General features: G+C 49.1%; 21 protein-coding genes. 10 read left to right on the top strand and 11 right to left on the bottom strand.

From position 1 onward, the window contains the following. From QXU03_07485 to QXU03_07470, 4 genes are all read right to left on the bottom strand, one after another. A partial coding sequence (locus QXU03_07485; GenBank protein ID MEM2171571.1) for a type I restriction-modification system subunit M N-terminal domain-containing protein occupies positions 1–712 on the bottom strand: 712 nt, incomplete at its 3' end. Positions 713–1051: 339 nt separating this feature from the next. Then, positions 1052–2746: a PQQ-binding-like beta-propeller repeat protein gene (locus tag QXU03_07480; protein ID MEM2171570.1), complete on the bottom strand. Its 1695-nt coding sequence runs from the start codon at positions 2744–2746 to the stop codon at positions 1052–1054. A gap of 211 nt (positions 2747–2957) precedes the next feature. Beyond that, positions 2958–3824 carry a radical SAM protein gene (locus QXU03_07475; protein MEM2171569.1) on the bottom strand — a complete coding sequence of 289 codons (867 nt, stop codon included), beginning with the start codon at positions 3822–3824 and terminating at the stop codon, positions 2958–2960. After that, on the bottom strand, positions 3821–4807 hold the full coding sequence (locus QXU03_07470) for a radical SAM protein (protein MEM2171568.1): 987 nt from the start codon (positions 4805–4807) through the stop codon (positions 3821–3823). Before QXU03_07470 ends, QXU03_07475 begins: the two co-directional genes overlap by 4 nt. A 45-nt stretch (positions 4808–4852) precedes the next feature. Between QXU03_07470 and QXU03_07465 the strand changes: the two genes are divergently transcribed. Next, positions 4853–5608 carry a biotin/lipoate A/B protein ligase family protein gene (locus tag QXU03_07465; protein MEM2171567.1) on the top strand — a complete coding sequence of 252 codons (756 nt, stop codon included), beginning with the start codon at positions 4853–4855 and terminating at the stop codon, positions 5606–5608. Positions 5609–5612: 4 nt separating this feature from the next. Beyond that, positions 5613–5903, top strand: coding sequence for a lipoate protein ligase C-terminal domain-containing protein (locus QXU03_07460; protein ID MEM2171566.1), 291 nt, complete (start codon positions 5613–5615; stop codon positions 5901–5903). A gap of 194 nt (positions 5904–6097) precedes the next feature. On the opposite strand, the gene QXU03_07455 is transcribed toward QXU03_07460, so the two are convergent. From QXU03_07455 to QXU03_07435, 5 genes are all read right to left on the bottom strand, one after another. Continuing rightward, positions 6098–7150, bottom strand: a complete 1053-nt coding sequence (locus QXU03_07455) for a branched-chain amino acid ABC transporter permease (protein MEM2171565.1) — start codon at positions 7148–7150, stop codon at positions 6098–6100. Positions 7151–7153: 3 nt separating this feature from the next. Then, complete coding sequence (locus QXU03_07450) at positions 7154–8050, bottom strand: branched-chain amino acid ABC transporter permease (GenBank protein ID MEM2171564.1); 897 nt, start codon at positions 8048–8050, stop codon at positions 7154–7156. Then, positions 8047–8763: an ABC transporter ATP-binding protein gene (locus QXU03_07445; protein ID MEM2171563.1), complete on the bottom strand. Its 717-nt coding sequence runs from the start codon at positions 8761–8763 to the stop codon at positions 8047–8049. The genes QXU03_07450 and QXU03_07445 overlap by 4 nt, the downstream gene beginning before the upstream one ends. A gap of 13 nt (positions 8764–8776) precedes the next feature. Further along, complete coding sequence (locus QXU03_07440; GenBank protein MEM2171562.1) at positions 8777–9547, bottom strand: ABC transporter ATP-binding protein; 771 nt, start codon at positions 9545–9547, stop codon at positions 8777–8779. A gap of 64 nt (positions 9548–9611) precedes the next feature. Beyond that, on the bottom strand, positions 9612–10904 hold the full coding sequence (locus tag QXU03_07435) for an ABC transporter substrate-binding protein (protein ID MEM2171561.1): 1293 nt from the start codon (positions 10902–10904) through the stop codon (positions 9612–9614). Between the two features lie 255 nt (positions 10905–11159). On the opposite strand from QXU03_07435, the gene QXU03_07430 reads away from it, so the two are divergent. Further along, a complete protein-coding gene (locus QXU03_07430) occupies positions 11160–11408 on the top strand; it encodes a hypothetical protein (protein ID MEM2171560.1) in 249 nt (82 codons plus the stop codon). An 18-nt stretch (positions 11409–11426) separates the two neighbouring features. On the opposite strand, the gene QXU03_07425 is transcribed toward QXU03_07430, so the two are convergent. Next, positions 11427–12389 carry a DHHA1 domain-containing protein gene (locus QXU03_07425; protein ID MEM2171559.1) on the bottom strand — a complete coding sequence of 321 codons (963 nt, stop codon included), beginning with the start codon at positions 12387–12389 and terminating at the stop codon, positions 11427–11429. A 156-nt stretch (positions 12390–12545) separates the two neighbouring features. On the opposite strand from QXU03_07425, the gene QXU03_07420 reads away from it, so the two are divergent. Further along, positions 12546–13409: an ArsR family transcriptional regulator gene (locus QXU03_07420; GenBank protein MEM2171558.1), complete on the top strand. Its 864-nt coding sequence runs from the start codon at positions 12546–12548 to the stop codon at positions 13407–13409. Here the strand turns inward: QXU03_07420 and QXU03_07415 are convergent. Further along, positions 13401–13787: a hypothetical protein gene (locus QXU03_07415; GenBank protein MEM2171557.1), complete on the bottom strand. Its 387-nt coding sequence runs from the start codon at positions 13785–13787 to the stop codon at positions 13401–13403. The genes QXU03_07420 and QXU03_07415 overlap by 9 nt on opposite strands. Before the next feature lie 173 nt (positions 13788–13960). Between QXU03_07415 and QXU03_07410 the strand changes: the two genes are divergently transcribed. Genes QXU03_07410 through QXU03_07385 form a run of 6 tightly spaced genes read left to right on the top strand, consistent with a single transcriptional unit; the run spans position 13961 to position 17484 of the window. After that, a complete protein-coding gene (locus QXU03_07410) occupies positions 13961–14611 on the top strand; it encodes an archaellin/type IV pilin N-terminal domain-containing protein (protein ID MEM2171556.1) in 651 nt (216 codons plus the stop codon). Between the two features lie 52 nt (positions 14612–14663). Beyond that, positions 14664–14945, top strand: coding sequence for a hypothetical protein (locus tag QXU03_07405; GenBank protein MEM2171555.1), 282 nt, complete (start codon positions 14664–14666; stop codon positions 14943–14945). A gap of 4 nt (positions 14946–14949) precedes the next feature. Then, positions 14950–15783, top strand: a complete 834-nt coding sequence (locus tag QXU03_07400; protein MEM2171554.1) for a hypothetical protein — start codon at positions 14950–14952, stop codon at positions 15781–15783. Further along, positions 15762–16229, top strand: coding sequence for a flagellin (locus QXU03_07395; protein MEM2171553.1), 468 nt, complete (start codon positions 15762–15764; stop codon positions 16227–16229). The genes QXU03_07400 and QXU03_07395 overlap by 22 nt, the downstream gene beginning before the upstream one ends. A 6-nt stretch (positions 16230–16235) precedes the next feature. Beyond that, positions 16236–16781: a hypothetical protein gene (locus QXU03_07390; GenBank protein ID MEM2171552.1), complete on the top strand. Its 546-nt coding sequence runs from the start codon at positions 16236–16238 to the stop codon at positions 16779–16781. Further along, complete coding sequence (locus QXU03_07385; protein MEM2171551.1) at positions 16771–17484, top strand: ATPase domain-containing protein; 714 nt, start codon at positions 16771–16773, stop codon at positions 17482–17484. The genes QXU03_07390 and QXU03_07385 overlap by 11 nt, the downstream gene beginning before the upstream one ends. Positions 17485–17486: the final 2 nt, after the last annotated feature.

Genomic DNA, 17486 nt, shown 5'->3' with positions numbered 1-17486 from the left:
GCCACTCGTAGGCGTCTCCAAGGATGTCGGGCGATACATCAATCAAGGGTACTGAGTCGAACAACTCTACCAGTTGCCTGAGTATCTCCGTGTTCTCCCTGCTTGAGGCGAACTGGTGGAAGTCGAAGTTGTCGAATATTGCTCTCAGATCGGGGTTTAGTTCTCCGAGTTTCTTGAGAGCTTCAGAGAAGAATACGTGTAGTTCTCCCTTGTGCTTAACTATGTTATCCCATAGGTATTCCTCTGGTATTTTGAACTGGTGGAAGAACTCTTCTTTTGCTAAGCCTCCAGCCTCCTGAGTTGAATAGCCTTCTTCAACAAGCTTCTTAACGGTAACCTCATACTCAAGCTTCCACTGGTCGCTTATCCTCTTGTAGAAGAGTAAGACGAGTATGAAAGAATAGTCTACGCGTGTTCTTATCAAGTCTGCTGCTTTCTTTAGAATGCCTTCAAGGTCTCCTCTCGTAACGGGTATTGGTCGAAGAGCGTAGATTTTCTTCTTAGGGTTCTCGGGATCTACCGCTACGTTCACCAGGTTACCTCTACTGAGGTGGCTTATAAGAACCATTACTGTATCCAAAGGCTTCTCTAAGACCTTAGAAGCATCATCAACAGTAAAAGGCCTTTCGCCAAAATAAGCTCTAAGCTTAATATAGTCGTTGAGAACCCACCGTGGAAGGGAGTTGGGCACCCAAGCCACCAATATATTCATTTAGATACCTAAGTTTAAAAAGTTCCTGGTTAGGTCTGAAACAACTTCGCTCTGAGAAACCCCCGTGTGGTAAATTACTGGTCGTTCTTTAAGCTTACTTTACTTCTCATTTCAGGTCTGCCTATCCTCGTTGCTTAGCACGTGCTTTTCAATGAGCTACTTCCTTGTGCCCAGTACGTGATGAGAGCTTTCCCACTTTTCTCTACATATTGGTTTTCTACTTGTTTTAAGAACTGAATTGGAATTAGTGACTTAAATGCTACTCCTCGAAGAAAGTATCATCGATGTTCAATGCGCTGAGAGGACTGGTTATAAAAACAAAAACAGCGTGCCTAGTTACTAGCCTTCTCCATAGGAAGTTTCATATCCATAGACGTCTGATACCTCGTGGTTTCCTACGTTGTCTACGGCAACTACATACAGCTCTATTCTGGCGACTTCTACTGGTATTTCGGCAACGTAGACTTCTTCTTCCAGGCCGTGGCCTCCAATAGGTTCCGTCACGTAATTTGCTGTGACGTTCATTTCCTTATAGATCCACTGGGAATTGTTTATGCTGTAAACGAGTAGCACTTTGTACAAAGCGCTCTCCACGTCGTAAGCCTTGGCTTTCACGACTAGCACTCCATTATATGAAGCCTCGACACTGCTTATAGTGGGTTTCCTTGTGTCTGATAACTTGTAAAGAGTGCTCGGGCAGGCAACTACGAGTATTTCTCCGTAAGCAATGCTAACTTTAGGCATCCAGCCACTACCACTACACTCAGCAAAGTAGAACTCACCGAGACTGTGGAGGCCCCTCCACAGCAAGTATACCTTGCTTTCACCATTTTTCTTCAACACCGGTAGAACTACAATGTCTTGAGATACGGCTGGCGTACCCCCATCTTCATCGATATTTAATGTGAAGTTCCCCACAGTATTTCCATTGAAGTCTAGTATGTAGAGATTTCTAGGTCTTTCACCGAGACCTCTAGTAGCGTACACGTAGCTACTGCTCAGTGCCACGTAGGAGTTAGTGTTAACGTCACTTCCTATTCCAAGAGGCTTCTTCCAGAGGAGCTCCCCATTAGTGGAAATAGCTAACATGTTTCCTAGGGAATCAACAGCAATTAACCTCCCGCTCCCGTAAGATGGAGTCATGAGCTCGGAGTCGTGCTCGTAGATCCACAGGAGCTCTCCACTTTCTGGATTAAGTGCGTGGAGCTTCTTACTGTATTCTGATGTTACAAACAGCTTTCCATCTCCATAAGCTAATCCTCTCACATTTCCTCCAACGCTCCTACGCCACAGAATCTCCCCGCTCTCACTGACCACGAAAACGTATCCTTCGGGACCAATGCTTCCAATAAATATCCTGCCATTAGTTACTATGAGGTTTGAGGTTACTGAAGACTTGGAAGAGGCTCCTTCCCCTGACTCTAACTTCACTTTCCAGACGACTTCACCGCTATCTTTATCTATTGCTAGAAGGTACGAGTCTTCCTCCCCGTGGGATAGGATACGAGAAGATGTAGCTACATACAAGTGTTTTCCAATACCATAGGCTTTTACGAACCCCCAAAGTCCAAGAGCCCTCCACCTAATTATGGGGCCGGGACCTCGCACTGCCCTCTGTTCAAGGCTGTCGAAGTATACTTCGACCCCCCATACGAGGTCGCCCGTGGTCCTGTTCAATGCATATACCCCCTCACCATCAGCTAAGAAGAGCTTATCGCCTTCAACAATCGCTTCAGCGAGTTTTCCTACAATGTTTGCGGAGACATTGACTCTGAGAACAACTTCAGGCCGCCTTGGAACCCCCCCGGCGTAAAACATATCTGTCCTTACATTACTTTTCTCTACACTCCATGACAGCTTCATCGGGAGAAAATCGCTTGGTAGAGGCTCAGGTGTTCTAGTGGCAGGAGCGGGCTCTATACGTATCTTTCTAGGTTTCTTAGGGGCTTCAGCCGGCCTCCAGTAGATTAGTGCAATATAGGATACGAGTAGTATAGTAATGAGGAAAACTATGAGAGCGATTTTAAACTTCACTGTTTCACCACAAATTACCACTTCACTCTACTATTATATATACTTACCGCCTCTTTGAACACGTTCTCCAGCTCGTGAACTCAGCTTCCACCGTGTGTAACCCCCTATAGCCTGATCTCCGGGCACTCGCAATTACTTGGTAACCATTGATATGTTTAAGTTACGGATTATCGTACTCTACTAAACTAGCATTTTACTGTCAGGGCCCAAACTAGTGGCTACTTGTTATCGAAAGCTTTAACTCGAACCTGGAAGTTAGGTGTTCTGGTATGGAACAGCAGGCATCAAGTATATCTATACCTCTGTGCTCTTTGAGAACACTATGATAGGGGTTTGCTATTCTGTCAACGAGGTCTTGTTTTACTAGGACGGGGTCCAGTAGGGGTTTTATCCATGCTGGCCTCATACAACCCATATATAGTTTACCTGGAAACGCTGCCCGCGCATACTCGATGTTTTTTAGAACTTTCTCGGCTAAGTGCTCCCTGCGCTCAACATACTCATTGTCTATGAACACTAGAAGCGTTACCTCGTTAACCCCGAACTCCTTCAGTACTTTTAGCTCTTTAGCTAGGTCGCCGTTCTTGATCTGAGGGTGCCACGTAAAGATGTGAGGAACAACGTGCAACCCCTCTTCTAGCATTAAGCTAAGGGCTTCAGCGTACTTTTCAGGGCTAAACCTTAACCCTCTGATTTCGTTGACGATGTAGCTACTTAAAGTAAACTCGTAGTCAACCACGTCGATACAGTCCTTCAAGCCGGTGAGAATACCCCTATCTCTCACGAGCCCCAAGTGCATGCTCACAACGAGATCAAGCCGCCTTTTAACCTCACATATTTTCTCCACGTACGGCTCAACCGGCAGTGTAGCGTCCTGTCTAAAACCACCACTTATTAGTACGCCTCTAACACCACTAGAATACAGCTCGTAAGCAACCTTGGTAAAGTTTGCCGGGTTCACGTGTACCATGTTTTCTAGGTATTTTCTACTACAAAACCTGCAGTTCAGCGAGCACCAGGAGCCCGTTATCGATACCGGCTTATACATTCTACGTGGTATGAAAGCCTTTAATTTCATATTGTAACCCCTATTCTCGCTAGTTCCTCCCTAAGGCTGTTCATGTACAGTCTGAGGTAGTTCTCGGAAGGGATATTGTAGACAGGCCCGCTGGGTTTTTCGTTGTAAAAAGGTCTATTACATCCAGGACATCCACTAGTATAACACGCCTGCACCATCTCTAGTGGTACTTTTCCCGTCAAAACTCGCCTGTCATAGTCTATGTACTCCTCGGGGTCTAGCCCGTTCTCTACGAGAAGCCTTGTGATCTGAATAAGCCTGTAGTAGCTTATGTCAACATTAGACTTACCATAAATGTCGACATAGTTGAATAGGGCTACCCGTGCACCAACGTTATACGTTTTCTTGATCGTGTTGACGGCGTCCGCCATGGATTCCCCGAGCCCTATAACCAGGTGAACATAGACATTGCCCCTACCAAAAACATCGACAGCTTTTTCTATGAACCTCCAGTAGGTAGACCAGCTGTACGGTTTATTCCACCTCTCGAAGACCTCTCGTGAACACGCGTCAAGACCCACTCCTAGGGCGTCAACTCCTAGTTCTTTCAACTCGTGTAGAAAAGCCGTGGAAACAGGCGTTACCGCGACTGATATGGGTAACCTATCTTCAAACGACTTGATTTTCTTTAGGATCTCTAAGGCCTCGGCAGTGAAGCCCGGTTTTACGACCGTTTGAAAGCATATGCGGCTGAAAACGCTTCTCCACGATCTAGCTAAAACGTCTAGGTCTATAATGGGCCACTGAATCCTCCCCAGATATTCTCCGCCCTTAATATTGAACAGTCTTCGTGATTGCAGGCAGTAAGCACATCCAGCTTTACAACCATCCGGTGAGTACTGAAGCAGGTAGGCTACGTTGGGTTTCTCGGTCATTCTGATCTCTAGTAGGCCCAGGGACGCTAGTGTTCCTATTGATGCTCTTAGAGCGGTCATCACGCTCCCTTCGCCGGTTAACTGTCGAGGCACGCCACTACCATGCATTTTTATCTACGGCACGACCTATTTATTAACTACGGTGGACTTACTTTGAAGTTACGGGTGCTAGTCGACCTAGAAGGTCGAGACGTCTATTGGCAGATGGCCATTGACGAGGCAATGCTGATTCTGAGGACCAAGGGCAGAATAGAAAACACCCTTAGGTTATATCGGTTCATCCCCAGTGCTGTTACAATCGGTTATTTCCAGAAGGTGAGGGAAGCTGTTAACCTGGGGTTTCTCGAGGAAAGCGGAATACCGTTTACACGTAGAATAACAGGAGGGGGCTCAGTGTACCATGATGCTAATGGAGAGATAACCTATAGCGTGGTTCTCCCGATCGAGCATCCTTTAACAGATGTCCAGGAAAGCTATAGGATTATTTGTAGTGGACTAGTCTACGCTCTCCGGGAAATCGGTGTTGAAGCTGAGTTCGTACCCGTTAACGATGTTGTCGTACACGGCCGCAAGATATCGGGAAGCGCTCAAACGCGCAAATCAGGTTACTTACTTCAGCACGGAACACTCATGTATGCGACGGACCTGGATGTACTGGAAAAAGCCTTACTTGTTCCAGCTGTAAAGCTCGAAAGTAAGGGGGTTAAAAGTATTAGGGAGAGAGTCGTAACCCTGAGACAGGTAATTAATGACGTGGACATGGAGGCACTAGTTAGGAGCCTGGTTAAAGGTTTTTCTCGCGCATTAAATGCCACAGTATACTACGATCGGCTTAGTGAAGAAGAGTTAAAGCTAGCCGAGCAATTAGTTAACAAGTACAGGGATCGCGCATGGATATTCAAGAGGTGAGAACTTGAAAACCTATTCAGTAACGCTACGATTTACAAAGACTGTTAAACTCGACGTGGTGTTTACAGAAAGCTGCGCTATTGAGGATGTACAGATATCAGGCGACTTCTTCGTGTATCCCGAAGAAGCCCTTGAAGTTCTCGAGAACATGCTTAAAGGTTGCAGTACTACCAAGTGCGTTGAAGATGCCTTTTCGAGCATTCGCAACGCCACTATTCTCGGATTCGACCTAGATTCCCTTAGGAGCAGGGTCGTAGAAGCTCTGAGTACCTGTAGTTCACATCTACCGGGTTAATTTCCTAGCATTTTACTCTAGGTGAGAAAGCACCGGAGAGCTTACATACACTCCTCACCCGCCGGCCAGCCTCAGGCGCCCTCTCCAGACTACGAAGCTGTAGAGGACCTTCAGTCCTTGAAGACGTTGACAGCCCCGCTCGGACTCTCCATTACTTTAACGACGCAACGGGGTATTGAGGGGGAACTAAGTAATTACCTCTCCTCGAGACCTTGTTTGCCCATGATTTCCTTAATCTCTCCGGGTACACGCGGCTTTTCTGGCAGTATTCCCTGAGGCCTGTATATTAGTATTAAGGCCATCACGATTCCCAGCGATATGTAGTCGAACCACACTACATCGAACGGAAGTAGCCCGGTGAAGTAGTGTTTAATGTACACGAGTAACCGGTTTATCAGCACGAATATGAAGGTCCCTAGGAACACTCCGCGGTTGTTGCCTATTCCCCCGAGGAAGATCATCAGCCAGGGCAGGAACGTCCAGTCAAACCTCTGGAGGGAGGGGGTTATGGCACCCAAGTACAGTGTCCAGAGCGCGCCGGCAATGCCCGAGAAAGCCGAACCTATCGTCATCGCTATGGCTCTGTAGGTTACCAGGTTCTTTCCCAGCGAGGTCGCTGCAACCTCGTTTTCCCTAATTGCCTTTAAAACCCTCCCCAACGGTGTTCTACCGAGGTATTCCACGTACAGGAATACCAGGAACGCTATTAGGAGGATTTCTAGGGTCGCTACCATAAACCTGTACTCTGATCCAGCCCACGAGAAGAGGTCGGGCACCAAGACCCCTAAAGCTCCATTTATAAACGGCTTGTACACCGTGGCAATGTAGTTCAGCACCTCCCCCAGCGCCAAGAGCGTTATTGCTAAGTAGTCGATTCTCAGCCTAATTACGGGGCCTAGCTGGATTAGACCTAGTAGTGCCCCGGTAACAGCGCCTATTAGTAGGAGTATTACCGTTAACGTGATCGTGAGCAGCGGGCTCGATCTTAGAATGGGGTTTAGTACCGCCATGGCACCGACGGAATTTGATATGGGGTCAATATCGGTGCCTACCCCTGCTAGCAGTAGTCCCAGTCTAGCCGCTAGGCTTCCCGTAATGTAGGCGCCTCCCGCAAATGAGAATAGTAACCCGAAATTGGGTATTCCCGCGTACCCCCTTTGCACATTTAACGAGAGGGTTAGAATGGTGTATACTCCTAGAAGTGCTAGTAGGTCCGATATAAATAGAGTTATTAGCTCTAACGCCATGCACTACGCACCCCTCACCCTTATGGAGATCAGGCCCCTGGGGCAGAAGATGAGGCCGAGTATGAGCGCTATGTAGGGTATCATACCAGAGTACGTCATAACCCAGGGACCCAGCACCGAGGAGAGCCCCGTTACGAGCAGTGTCTCGGCGAGGCCAAGTATGAAACCGCCTACGGGGGCACCGTACAGTTGCTCTAGTCCACCTAGTATGCTTGCAGCGAACATCGCGGCTATGAGGATCATGCCCGTTGAGGGACTGCACATTATGTGCAGAGGAAGTAAGGCCCCCGCCACGCCGGCCAGCCCGCCTGCTATAAACCACGATATGGCTAGCATTGCGCTTACGTTAATGCCACTAGCTAGCGCGAGGGAGTCGTTTTCCATTACGGCCCTCAGAGCCGTCCCGAACACCGTTTTGTTGAGGAATATGTGAAGCGCGAATAGACACGCTACTAGTGTGATCACGGATACCACCGTTATCCCTTGAACACCGAGTACCTTGAAATCCGCCCCAGCTAAGTATATGTTTCTCGCTGTGGCCTTGTAGGTGTATTGGAGGTAGTCTGCGTATATGTTTATTAAACCGAAAAGGAAAATATCGTAAGTCAGCGTCGCCATCATTAGTATGAATATGGAGGACTTCCTCCTCCTCAGGGGCTCCAGCACGAGGTAGAATAGTAAGAGTGCTTCCAGCCCGGAGAGCAGGAAGCCCAGCAGTAACCCTAAATAAATGGGCTGGTTAAAGAGGTGTAGGGTGAACGCCGCGAAGATGCCCGTGGTCACGAACGAGGCGTGTGCAAAATTGGGTACCTTAGTTGTCCTGTAGAGTAGCGTTATGCCTATAGCCATGAGCGAGAGTATCGATGACAGCGTTATGCCCCCTACAAGCGTCTCGATCAAGCCGCCTCACCAACACCCAGATACAATCTCAATATGTCGTGCTTGGTGTAGAGGTCTGAGGGGGTTCCTTCGTAGATTATCCTACCACTTACGAGAACCATCACCCTGTCCGCGACTTCGAGCGCCTTATGTACGTTCTGCTCCACGAGGACTATGGAGATGTTCATGATCTTCCTCAGCAGGTTGATCTTCTCCATGAGCGTGTCAACGTATTTAACGGCTAGTCCCGCTGTGGGTTCGTCTAGCAAAAGAACTCTGGGCTTCCTTACGAGCCCTAGACTCAAAGCCAGCATCTGCCTCTCCCCCCCACTCAAGGTCCCTGCTACTTGTCTTTGTCTTTCTTTCAGTATTGGGAAGAGCTCGTATATCTCGTTCAGGGAGCTCTCTATTTCACCTCTGTTTAGCCCGGCGAACCTCGCTACGAGTCTGAGGTTCTCGGCCACGGTGAGATTTGGAAATACATTAAACATTTGAAAGACGTATGAAATACCCTTCTTGACCCTTTTGTGAGGCGGTAACCTCGTTATGTCCTCTCCACCCAGTTCTATGACGCCGGAGTACACGTCAGCCAGGCCGTAGACGCTATTAAGTAGGGTTGTTTTGCCAGCTCCGTTAGGACCCAGTATTGCCAGGATCTCGCCGTTCCTGCATTCTAGTGAAATATCGTAAAGTATGTGGAATTTTCCATAGCCTGAATTCAGGTTCTTAACCACGAGCACCGGCCACCTACCTCCCTAGGTAAACTGCTCTAACTTTTTCATCTTTGACTATTTCCGACGGCGTCCCCGAAGATATTATCAGGCCCTGGTTCATTACGTACACGTAATCCGCGTATTTGAGAGCTATATCTAGCCTGTGCTCTATTATCAAGAACGTTATGCCGAGCTCGTTTCTCACGTTCACTATGTGTGAGAAAATACTGTGCGCTAGCTTAGGGTTAACGCCTGCTATAGGCTCGTCCAGTATTATCATTTGGGCATCAGACATCAGCGCCCTCCCGATCTCTATCAGCTTAAGCGCTCCTGCATCTAGTTCCGATACTTCTCTATCCCAGTATTTGTCTAGATTAAGTATTCTCATTACCTCGAAGGCTTTTTCAAGTGCCTTCTTCTCGTAACTCCACCAGGCCTTTTTAAACAGGTGGTATCTGAACTTCTCGCCGGGATTGCCCCTAGCCGCTACCAGTAGGTTATCAAGCACGCTTAACTTAGTGAAAGGAGACGGTATTTGAAACGTCCTAACCAGGCCTCTCCTATACACCTGATCCGACGGCAACCCCGTAATGTCCTCGTTATTAAAGTACACCTTTCCCTCATCCGGCTTGTAGATCCCCGTTATCGTGTTTACCAGCGTAGTCTTTCCACAACCATTCGGCCCTATTAGGAGCGTTAAGGAGCCTTTAGGTATGCTTACACTAACCTTATTGACAGCTACCAGGCCACCGAACCTTTTAGTGACATTTAGAGTTTTTAAGTGGATTTCGGGAGGGCTCACCATATTACCCAGCCAGTTACAGGCCTACACGCGTATGGACCTATTATAAAGCAGGAGTGACAAAAAATTACAGTTTGGGAACTTCTACTGTTTTAAGCCAGTAGAACTTGTTCTCTAGGACCCTGTACACGGTAACGGGTTCCCACTTACCACCTATGACGCCGTAGAATATCATGTCCGCGAAGCTCCTGTCACCCTCACTGTTAAACTCTATGTTTCCGGTTGCCCCCCAGTATATGCTTGCAGCTAAAGGCACGGCATTCCTTATGGCTTCACCATCATATTTACCCGCGAGCAGTATTGCCAGTGCTGCGATCCATGCAGCGTCGTATGTTGCGTAAGCGTATACTGTCGGCTCTTGGCCTAGTGTAGATAGCGTGTATTCCCTCACATGATCGGCAACCTTGGACGCGGCTCCTGTGAATAGGCCTCCAATTAGCTTCACCTTCTCAGCTATGGGCCCCACCTGCTCGATCACTACAGTGCTTAGCGGTAATGTGTCGGATGCGAACCAAAGGACCTTCAGTAGAGGACTATTTCTAGCGTTAGCTTGAGTGAGTAGGACCGTGGCGTGGTCTTCCCACGTGTTACAGACTATTGCGAACGCCTCTTTTCTCTCCAAGTAAGGTGCGGCAGCCCTCTCCATACTGTCTATTAGCGGGTTAAAGTCTTTAGTGTCTACCGGGAACGTGAGGTCTGCAACTACGTTTAAGCCCTTCGTCCTCGCCGCGTTTACGAAGGCGTTTTTGAATGAGAGCGAGTAGGATTCTTCGGGCGATATTATTATCACGTTTTTAACGCCGAGACTTAGTATGAGGTCGACCGTGGCAATCCCTTCGGCTTCAACTGAGGGAAGCGTCCTGAAAATGTAACCTGCTGGTGGTGCAACGTCCTTTCGCGCGGCTGTAGAGGACCCCGTTATGACGACTATCTTGTTTGCCTCGGCATACGAGGTAATCGCTTTGGTGGCACCGCTGATTAAGCCACCGATAATTACCTTTACACCTCTGGCAGCGAGGGCCTGTGCTTTTTGCAACGCTATATCAGGTTTACTGGCATAGTCCTCGTAGTAAAATACGAACTTCACGTCGAGCCCTATCTTTTTCACGAATTCATTTATATCCTTCTCGGCTAGTCTAGCTGCGGCGTCCTCTCGTATACCGTACGAGCCGTATGCCCCACTCAGTGCAACTATAACTCCTACTGGAATCTCCTTGGGTAGGCCTGTAGGTGCAACTACGCCTGGCGCCCCCGCTCTCGGAATGAAGTACCCTATTACGAACCCTATTAGTAGGAACACGATTAGTAGTATTGCCCAGACGCCGGTAGGAAGTGCACGAGCTTTAAGGAGCCCCTTCATTAACTGACCCCCACTTATTGTGTTTTGTGGAGAGGAGTTTATAAATGTTTACTAGGAGCTATACAGTGTACATAGCTATATGTACGAATACCCACGTAGAGTGCCCGTTAGTGGGCTAGCTGACGATCTCGCGTTTGCGGAGCAAGGAGTGTAGTGGGGATCGCCCATGGGTAGCGCGCCTACTCGTAGTGCAGGGTCCTTGGATGCAACTATATTAGTCCACTTACTTCAGGTTCTAGTAGAGGTGTTTGCTACGTGCACGAACTGGATCTGAGCAGGTCTACTGGCTGCAACGAGAACCCAGTAGCCCTTCTGTTAAAGGTCTTGGATGAAGGAGCATATGAAGAGTTCATAGTGATTACGAAGAAGACCATTCTACCTCTCGGGCTTACTAAAATTATTGCGAGTAGAAGGGGTTATACGGTGGAGGTTTTAAGGGAGGCCGGCGACGAGATAAAGCTCAAATTCAAGAAAAGCACGTACACGCCTCCCTCTAATCTCTAGAACCCGAGTAGGGTGGTACTAACTCCCGTACACGCGCTTACTCAACTCCTCAATGAAGGTCATGAACTTGCTTTTACTAACCCTCGCCCCGGCGGCCGTGGGGTGACCTCCACCGTTGATCCCGATCGTTCTACTGAGTTCGCGCAATATCCTATTTAAGTCTACTCCGTGCTCTCCACGCAGACTCATGACGTAGATCTCCTTACGTTCTTCAGCGGCTACTCCGACCTTTCCACTGCCATATATCCTAGCGTAGGTTGCGGCCTTACCGGCGCTACCAGGTGGGTTTAATACGTAAGCTACAAGCCCGTATTTCGCTACGTTGTTTTTAACCCATATCCTTAAGTTTTCATCTTCGACAGCCTGCTTCAGGCTCTTCTCAACGAGCTCGCTCATGGTACTCGGTAACCTATTCGCGGAGAGGTGCTCTACGACGCGTCTTTTGAATTCGTAATCTCTGCGAGAGCCTTCAAGGCCTTGTATCAGTATGCCGGCTTCAAGGTATACGGACCTCTTATCCCAATTACTAAGTTCACGTTTAACCCACGGCGTTTCATCCAGGTAGTCTCCTATAGCGCCGTAAAGCCCTATCCTAGAGTACTCTGGGCTGAGACCTTTACCGCGCAGAAACCTATATACGAGTTCAGATGCTGAGCAGCAAGTGTCGTGTATCCAGACAAGTTCTCCGGGTATGCTCATGTCTTCTAGTAGCGGGTGGTGGTCTACGTAGATCACCGTGCACCTAGTAGCCAGCTCTTTCAGTAAGCCCAGGACTTCATTCCCGTGAACTTCGCTAAGAGCGATATCGACGATAAATATCCCATTATAGTCTTTGGCAAACTCCTTAATGTCGTCAAGAAGCCCCACGGGGTGCGTGAAGACAGTTTGCGTTTTATACCCCAGCTGCTCTAAATAGGCCTTAGCAAGCGCTGCTGAGGCGACACCATCGCCGTCTCCGTGTGCAAAAATGAGCCACCTCAACCTAAAATCCCTAGCACAATAATCGCCTTGAGGGGTTAAGAGGCGCGTGCGCGCTGTCCAGATCATGGACGCTGTAGGCTGGCGGGCCTTCGGGATGAAGGGCTGGTTTAACCGTTTTAAAGGTTTAAACATTGATATAGCTGTAGGGATACAGTTTTGGGCGCTGAAACCACGGTAAGCGGCATTAACACGTTTAAAAAAAGGCTTGCTCTCCTCAGGCACCTGGATAGTATCATAGACTTCTCGCGTGCTACTAGCCAGTTAGAGCTGATACTGTACCTGTACAGCGTTAAGAGGCCCGTTACCACGGACGACCTCGCAACCGCATTCGGTTACTCGAAGAAAGCGGTACTGGACTCTCTAAGAAAACTGGAAAAGAAGGGTTTAATTTCCAAGGAGAAGGACGGCGAAGAGCTCAGAGTATCTCTTAGTGAAAGAGGGGAGGAGTTCGTCTCCAAGATCGTGGACCTGCTGAAACCCGCATCCCAGGTACTCGGCGACGCGCAACTATCCGTCCCCGTAAGGATAAACATCGCCAAGGAGATCATGACCAGCATTAACCTGTACAAGTTGGTAGTATACTTGGGACTGGTCAAGCCCAGTAGGCCCATCCTGGTGAGAGGTCTTGCCAGGTTAATGGGTATGAGTAGGACCGATCTAGACGTGCTTCTAAGCTCGTTCACGCAACCGCCTACAAAGCTATTTAGAGTCGTAAAAGCGAGCAATGAAGATGCGTTGTTACTAGACAAGCAGGGTTTCGAGCTACTCAGAAGAACGCTCCACTACAAGGTATACGTATCTAGTTTGCTCTATAAGCTTCTCGTTAAGCTCACTGGAACGCCGTGGACTAGCGAGATAATGTTGAAGCTGAACTCCGTATACCTAGGGGTGTTGACCCTGGTGCTCGTAACGGTGGTGTTCATAGGTGTAAGCGCCTGGATGTTGGCCGTCATAGTCCTCTTCGCACTCGCACCGCTCGTCCTGCTGAACCTCCTCATCTACCAGAAGGGTTCAGCCTGAAGAAACCCCGTAAAACGCCCTGATCACGCTCAAGAGCCGGCCTCCAACCTTCTCCGCGTCAACCCTCTTATCGAGCGCTAGTAGTAGAAACCTCTCACCTAGTAGTAGGACAATGTACTTGTACTTGAGCTCGTCACCGTTAATTACGACAAAGGCTAACAGCAAGTTCGGCAGGTAAACGCTATTGGTGATGTACTCGACTTCGCCGTCGAGGTCACGGGGCCAGTACCCTATAATCCCCTCTCTAAACCCCGCAAGAACGGCCTGTTTAACCACCACGTTATCGACTAGTATTGAAAGCTCCTCCATGGGGGTTACAGAGTAGTTCGTGGGGTCCCCGACACCTGCCACGTTCGCGGTAAGCACGGTTAACCCCATTCAGGACTCTGTAAACCGTTCTTTAAAGCCATGGGTACTAGTTTGAAAGAATGCCAACGGTGACTCGCCGACCCGTCGAATACTCCACTAAGGGCCCCGTAGAGCCGGCTGGGCGAGTTTCAAGGAGCCTCTTTTAAAAACGGTGGAGAAAGCTGAAACACGGGTGAAGGGAAATGGCCGGGAAGAAGGGTATCGTTGGCATTGAGGCTGCAATCGTACTGATAGCGTTCGTGATAGTGGCGGCCGCGCTAGCATTCGTAGTACTGAACATGGGCATGTTCACTACGCAGAAGAGCAAGGAGGTAATGAACCAAGCACTAAACGAAGCCAGTAGCGCGCTGGAAGTGGATGGGTCCGTAATGGCGTACGTCAACGATACGGGCTTTGTCAGGGCAATATACATACCCCTCAAGATCTCGCCAGGACAGCAGGCCGTAGACCTCTCTAACGACAAAGTGGACGTAGTGATAAGGTTGCCTGGAGGGACGTTTTCAAAGATAAACGCAGGAGATCCTGCGAGCGCGTCATCGCCGGTTAACTACACCCAGCTGTACGATGACGTCAGCGGAAATGGTACAGGCAACGAAGTTAATGCTACGTTCTACTTCGTGCAATCACTACAAACAGACACAAATGCACCTTCATTTAAAGTACTGGAAATAGGCGAAAAGGTAATTCTAGTGATTTACCTGCCTGACGGCCTTGAACTAAAACCATACGATAGGTTCATCGTTGAAATTAGGCCTCTTGCGGGCGCGCCGTTAACTGTTGAAAGGCTCATCCCGCCGACACTACCGTTGAACGAGTTCGTCAGCTTAATTTAAGCTCTTTTTTTTCCTGCATTTTTCCATCCATGTCGAGATGGTGTGTTAAACGGTGGTAGGGGTGTCTATGAGGGGCCTGGTTAAGGGCCTCGTGGTCACGGGGGCGGTTGGATTTGCGCTGGTAGCTCTACTTATTTACCTGTACCTGGTGCTTATCAAGTTCGCGCTCACATTGGACTTTGCTCTATTCATGCTAGTTACCGTTACAGCCGGTGTGCTGGTTATCTACCTCTCGGTTTACTTCATGCACGTGGGCGTGGATTCGGCGATAATCCTGTACGGGCTCAAGAAGAGGGGTTTAAGGGGGTTTGATACATGTGTCCAAGAGTACTAGCCTTTTGGACTGCGTGTGGAGGTGCAGGTGCTGGTTTTGCCGAGTATTTACGCGTAGGGTTTTATCGCACTTCGCTAAGTTCGAGGTTGCAGTTCCCGGGAAAGGTGGGGGTGCGATGGCCCAGGAGGCTGATCTAGTTAAAGAGTTAAAGGAGCTCAAGACTAGTATTGAGGAACTGAAAAGAACTATCGTGGAGATCAAGGCGTCGATAGCGGACTTGACGGGGCCTTTCAGCGGGTATAAGCCGGTCGAAGAGGCGAAGCCGGTTGTTGAAGTACCTCTGCAAGCACCCCCACAGGCGAGCGCGCAGAGTACCGGCGTAGAGGGGCCCGCGGAGCGCACTACTGAGAAGCCCGCTGTACTTGACAGGCGGGCGGAAAGCGCGGAGAAGCCCGGGTTTTCACGGGTACTTACAGGCATCAGTGAGGTCTTGCGCGAAGAGAGGGTACACATCGCCGAAACGAGCTTTAGGAAGATGCTGAACGTTATGAAGATACTCTACGAGCTTAGAAGGCTCTACCCGAAGACCAGCATAGAGTCCATTATTAAGATGTTGGAGGAAATCAGGGCGTTCACCCCAGAGGAGATCAGCCTGGTAAAGGCTTCCGCGAACCTCATCGAAGAGTCCCTCAAAGAAGGCGTCTCTCATGAAGAAAACGTGTTAATGATGTTCATGCTATTAAGGCAACTAGGCGTGAGGTCCGAAGACGTTGAAGAAGAAGCCCTCAGAACAGTCATAGACGTGCTCGCCTCCAAGAGGAGAAAGCAGGTTACGGGTGAAGGCGCAGTAACGGGTGTTAAAGAGGGTAAAAGTGAATGGGAGAGTCCACAACGATAACGCACGCGCTACTAACGATCGTGGCGGTGATCCTCGCATCCCTGTTCGCCGTTACCATCATGGGGCAACTAAACTACCTAGCCAACTCCATAAGCATAGCGGTAAAAAACAGGTCAGATGCTTTTAGGCTCGGAGTGTCCATCATATACGCGTACTACAACGGGTCTCACGTAGTTCTCTTTCTCAAGAACACGGGAGACCTACCATACACTAGGCTAGATAGCATCGACATATTCGTTAAAGACTACGCGAACGCAGTCGATTACTACAGTACCGGTAACCCGAACGTTGTCCTCGTGGAGTACGGTACCGGCAAAAACGTACTAGAGCCCTCTGAAACCGTGGAGGTATGTATAGACGTGTCCGGTAAGAGCTATGTCAGGCCTATAGAGGTGAGATTGGTCCTCGTCAATGGCTACACCACCACGTACGTAATCACAGAGTGACCTCAAATGCCGTCCGAAGTAGTGCTACCCGGCGCGGTGGTGACATTGGTATTCTTAATTGCCGCTTCGCTGTTCATAGGCACGCTGACGTACTCAGCCACACTACTGCACGGCTCATTGAAGGACTACGTGGAATCGTTAGCCAGGTCTAGGCTTAACAGGATTACCATCGCAAACGCTACGATTGTCGGCGTAAGGAATGTCGGTAACGGCATATACGAAGTGGAATTTGAGGTGAGCGTATACAACGAAGGCCCGGACCCGATCTACGCCATGAATAAATGCGACTTGATAGCGCAGTACTACACCACGGCGGGTGAAATGAAGGTCACTAAGCTGGAATACGGGATAAGCTGGAACGTGGAAAAGGTCGTTCTCGCGGAAAACTACTTCATACCCTTCACTTCGAGGCCCGCCATAGGACCCGGCGAAGTGGGCGTTATTAGAGGGGCGTTCACGGCCAGTGACATGGATGTCGAAAAGCCAGTGAAGATAGTCTTCACTTCGCAGTATGGATTTACAGCCGCTAGGTGGGTCATCTATGGTCCTTGAAACCAGGACCATCACGACCGGTAATAGCGAGCTTGATGTGAAGCTCGCAGGAGGGCTACCGATACCCTCACTTATAGTGGTTGAAGGTGAGCACGGTACCGGCAAAACCGTCTTAATACAGCAGTTCGTCTACGGGGCACTTCTCTCCGGCCTAAACGTTATAGTGATAACGACCGAGGCTACCACGCTCGGCTACATTAGGCAGATGGTTAACGTGGGCTTCAACGTACTCGATTACTACGTCAAGGGGCACCTCACGGTTTACTCGTCTAGGATTCCACGCGTTAAATGGGTTGAAACCACGGGGAAGACCCTTCTCGAACTCGTGCAGAGCCACGTTGTTAGAAGCGTTAATAGGTTCGACATGTACGTTGTGGATTCCTTCACTACACTGATTAAGGGTGCCACGACCGAGAACGTTTCAAACTTCTTAACGATAGTGAAGAGGCTCGTAGACATGGGTAAGTCCTTCGTACTCAGCATACACCCTGAGGGCTTAGATAGGGAAACTTACTTGTTCCTAAAAGCAATAGCCGATGGGTACATGGAGCTGAAGAACGTGGAGATGGGGGGCAGGTACATGAAAACGATAAACATAGTCAAGCTGAAGGGCGCGCCGACTGTTTACAACACAACAATCACCTTTGAGGTAGACCCCGCGTTCGGAATAAAGCTCGTACCAATGGCCCTGGCTAAAGTGTAGCT

The organism is Desulfurococcaceae archaeon (assembly GCA_038845865.1).
Classification (GTDB): Archaea; Thermoproteota; Thermoprotei_A; order Sulfolobales; family Desulfurococcaceae; genus UBA285.
This window is presented reverse-complemented; position numbering and strand designations above follow the sequence as displayed.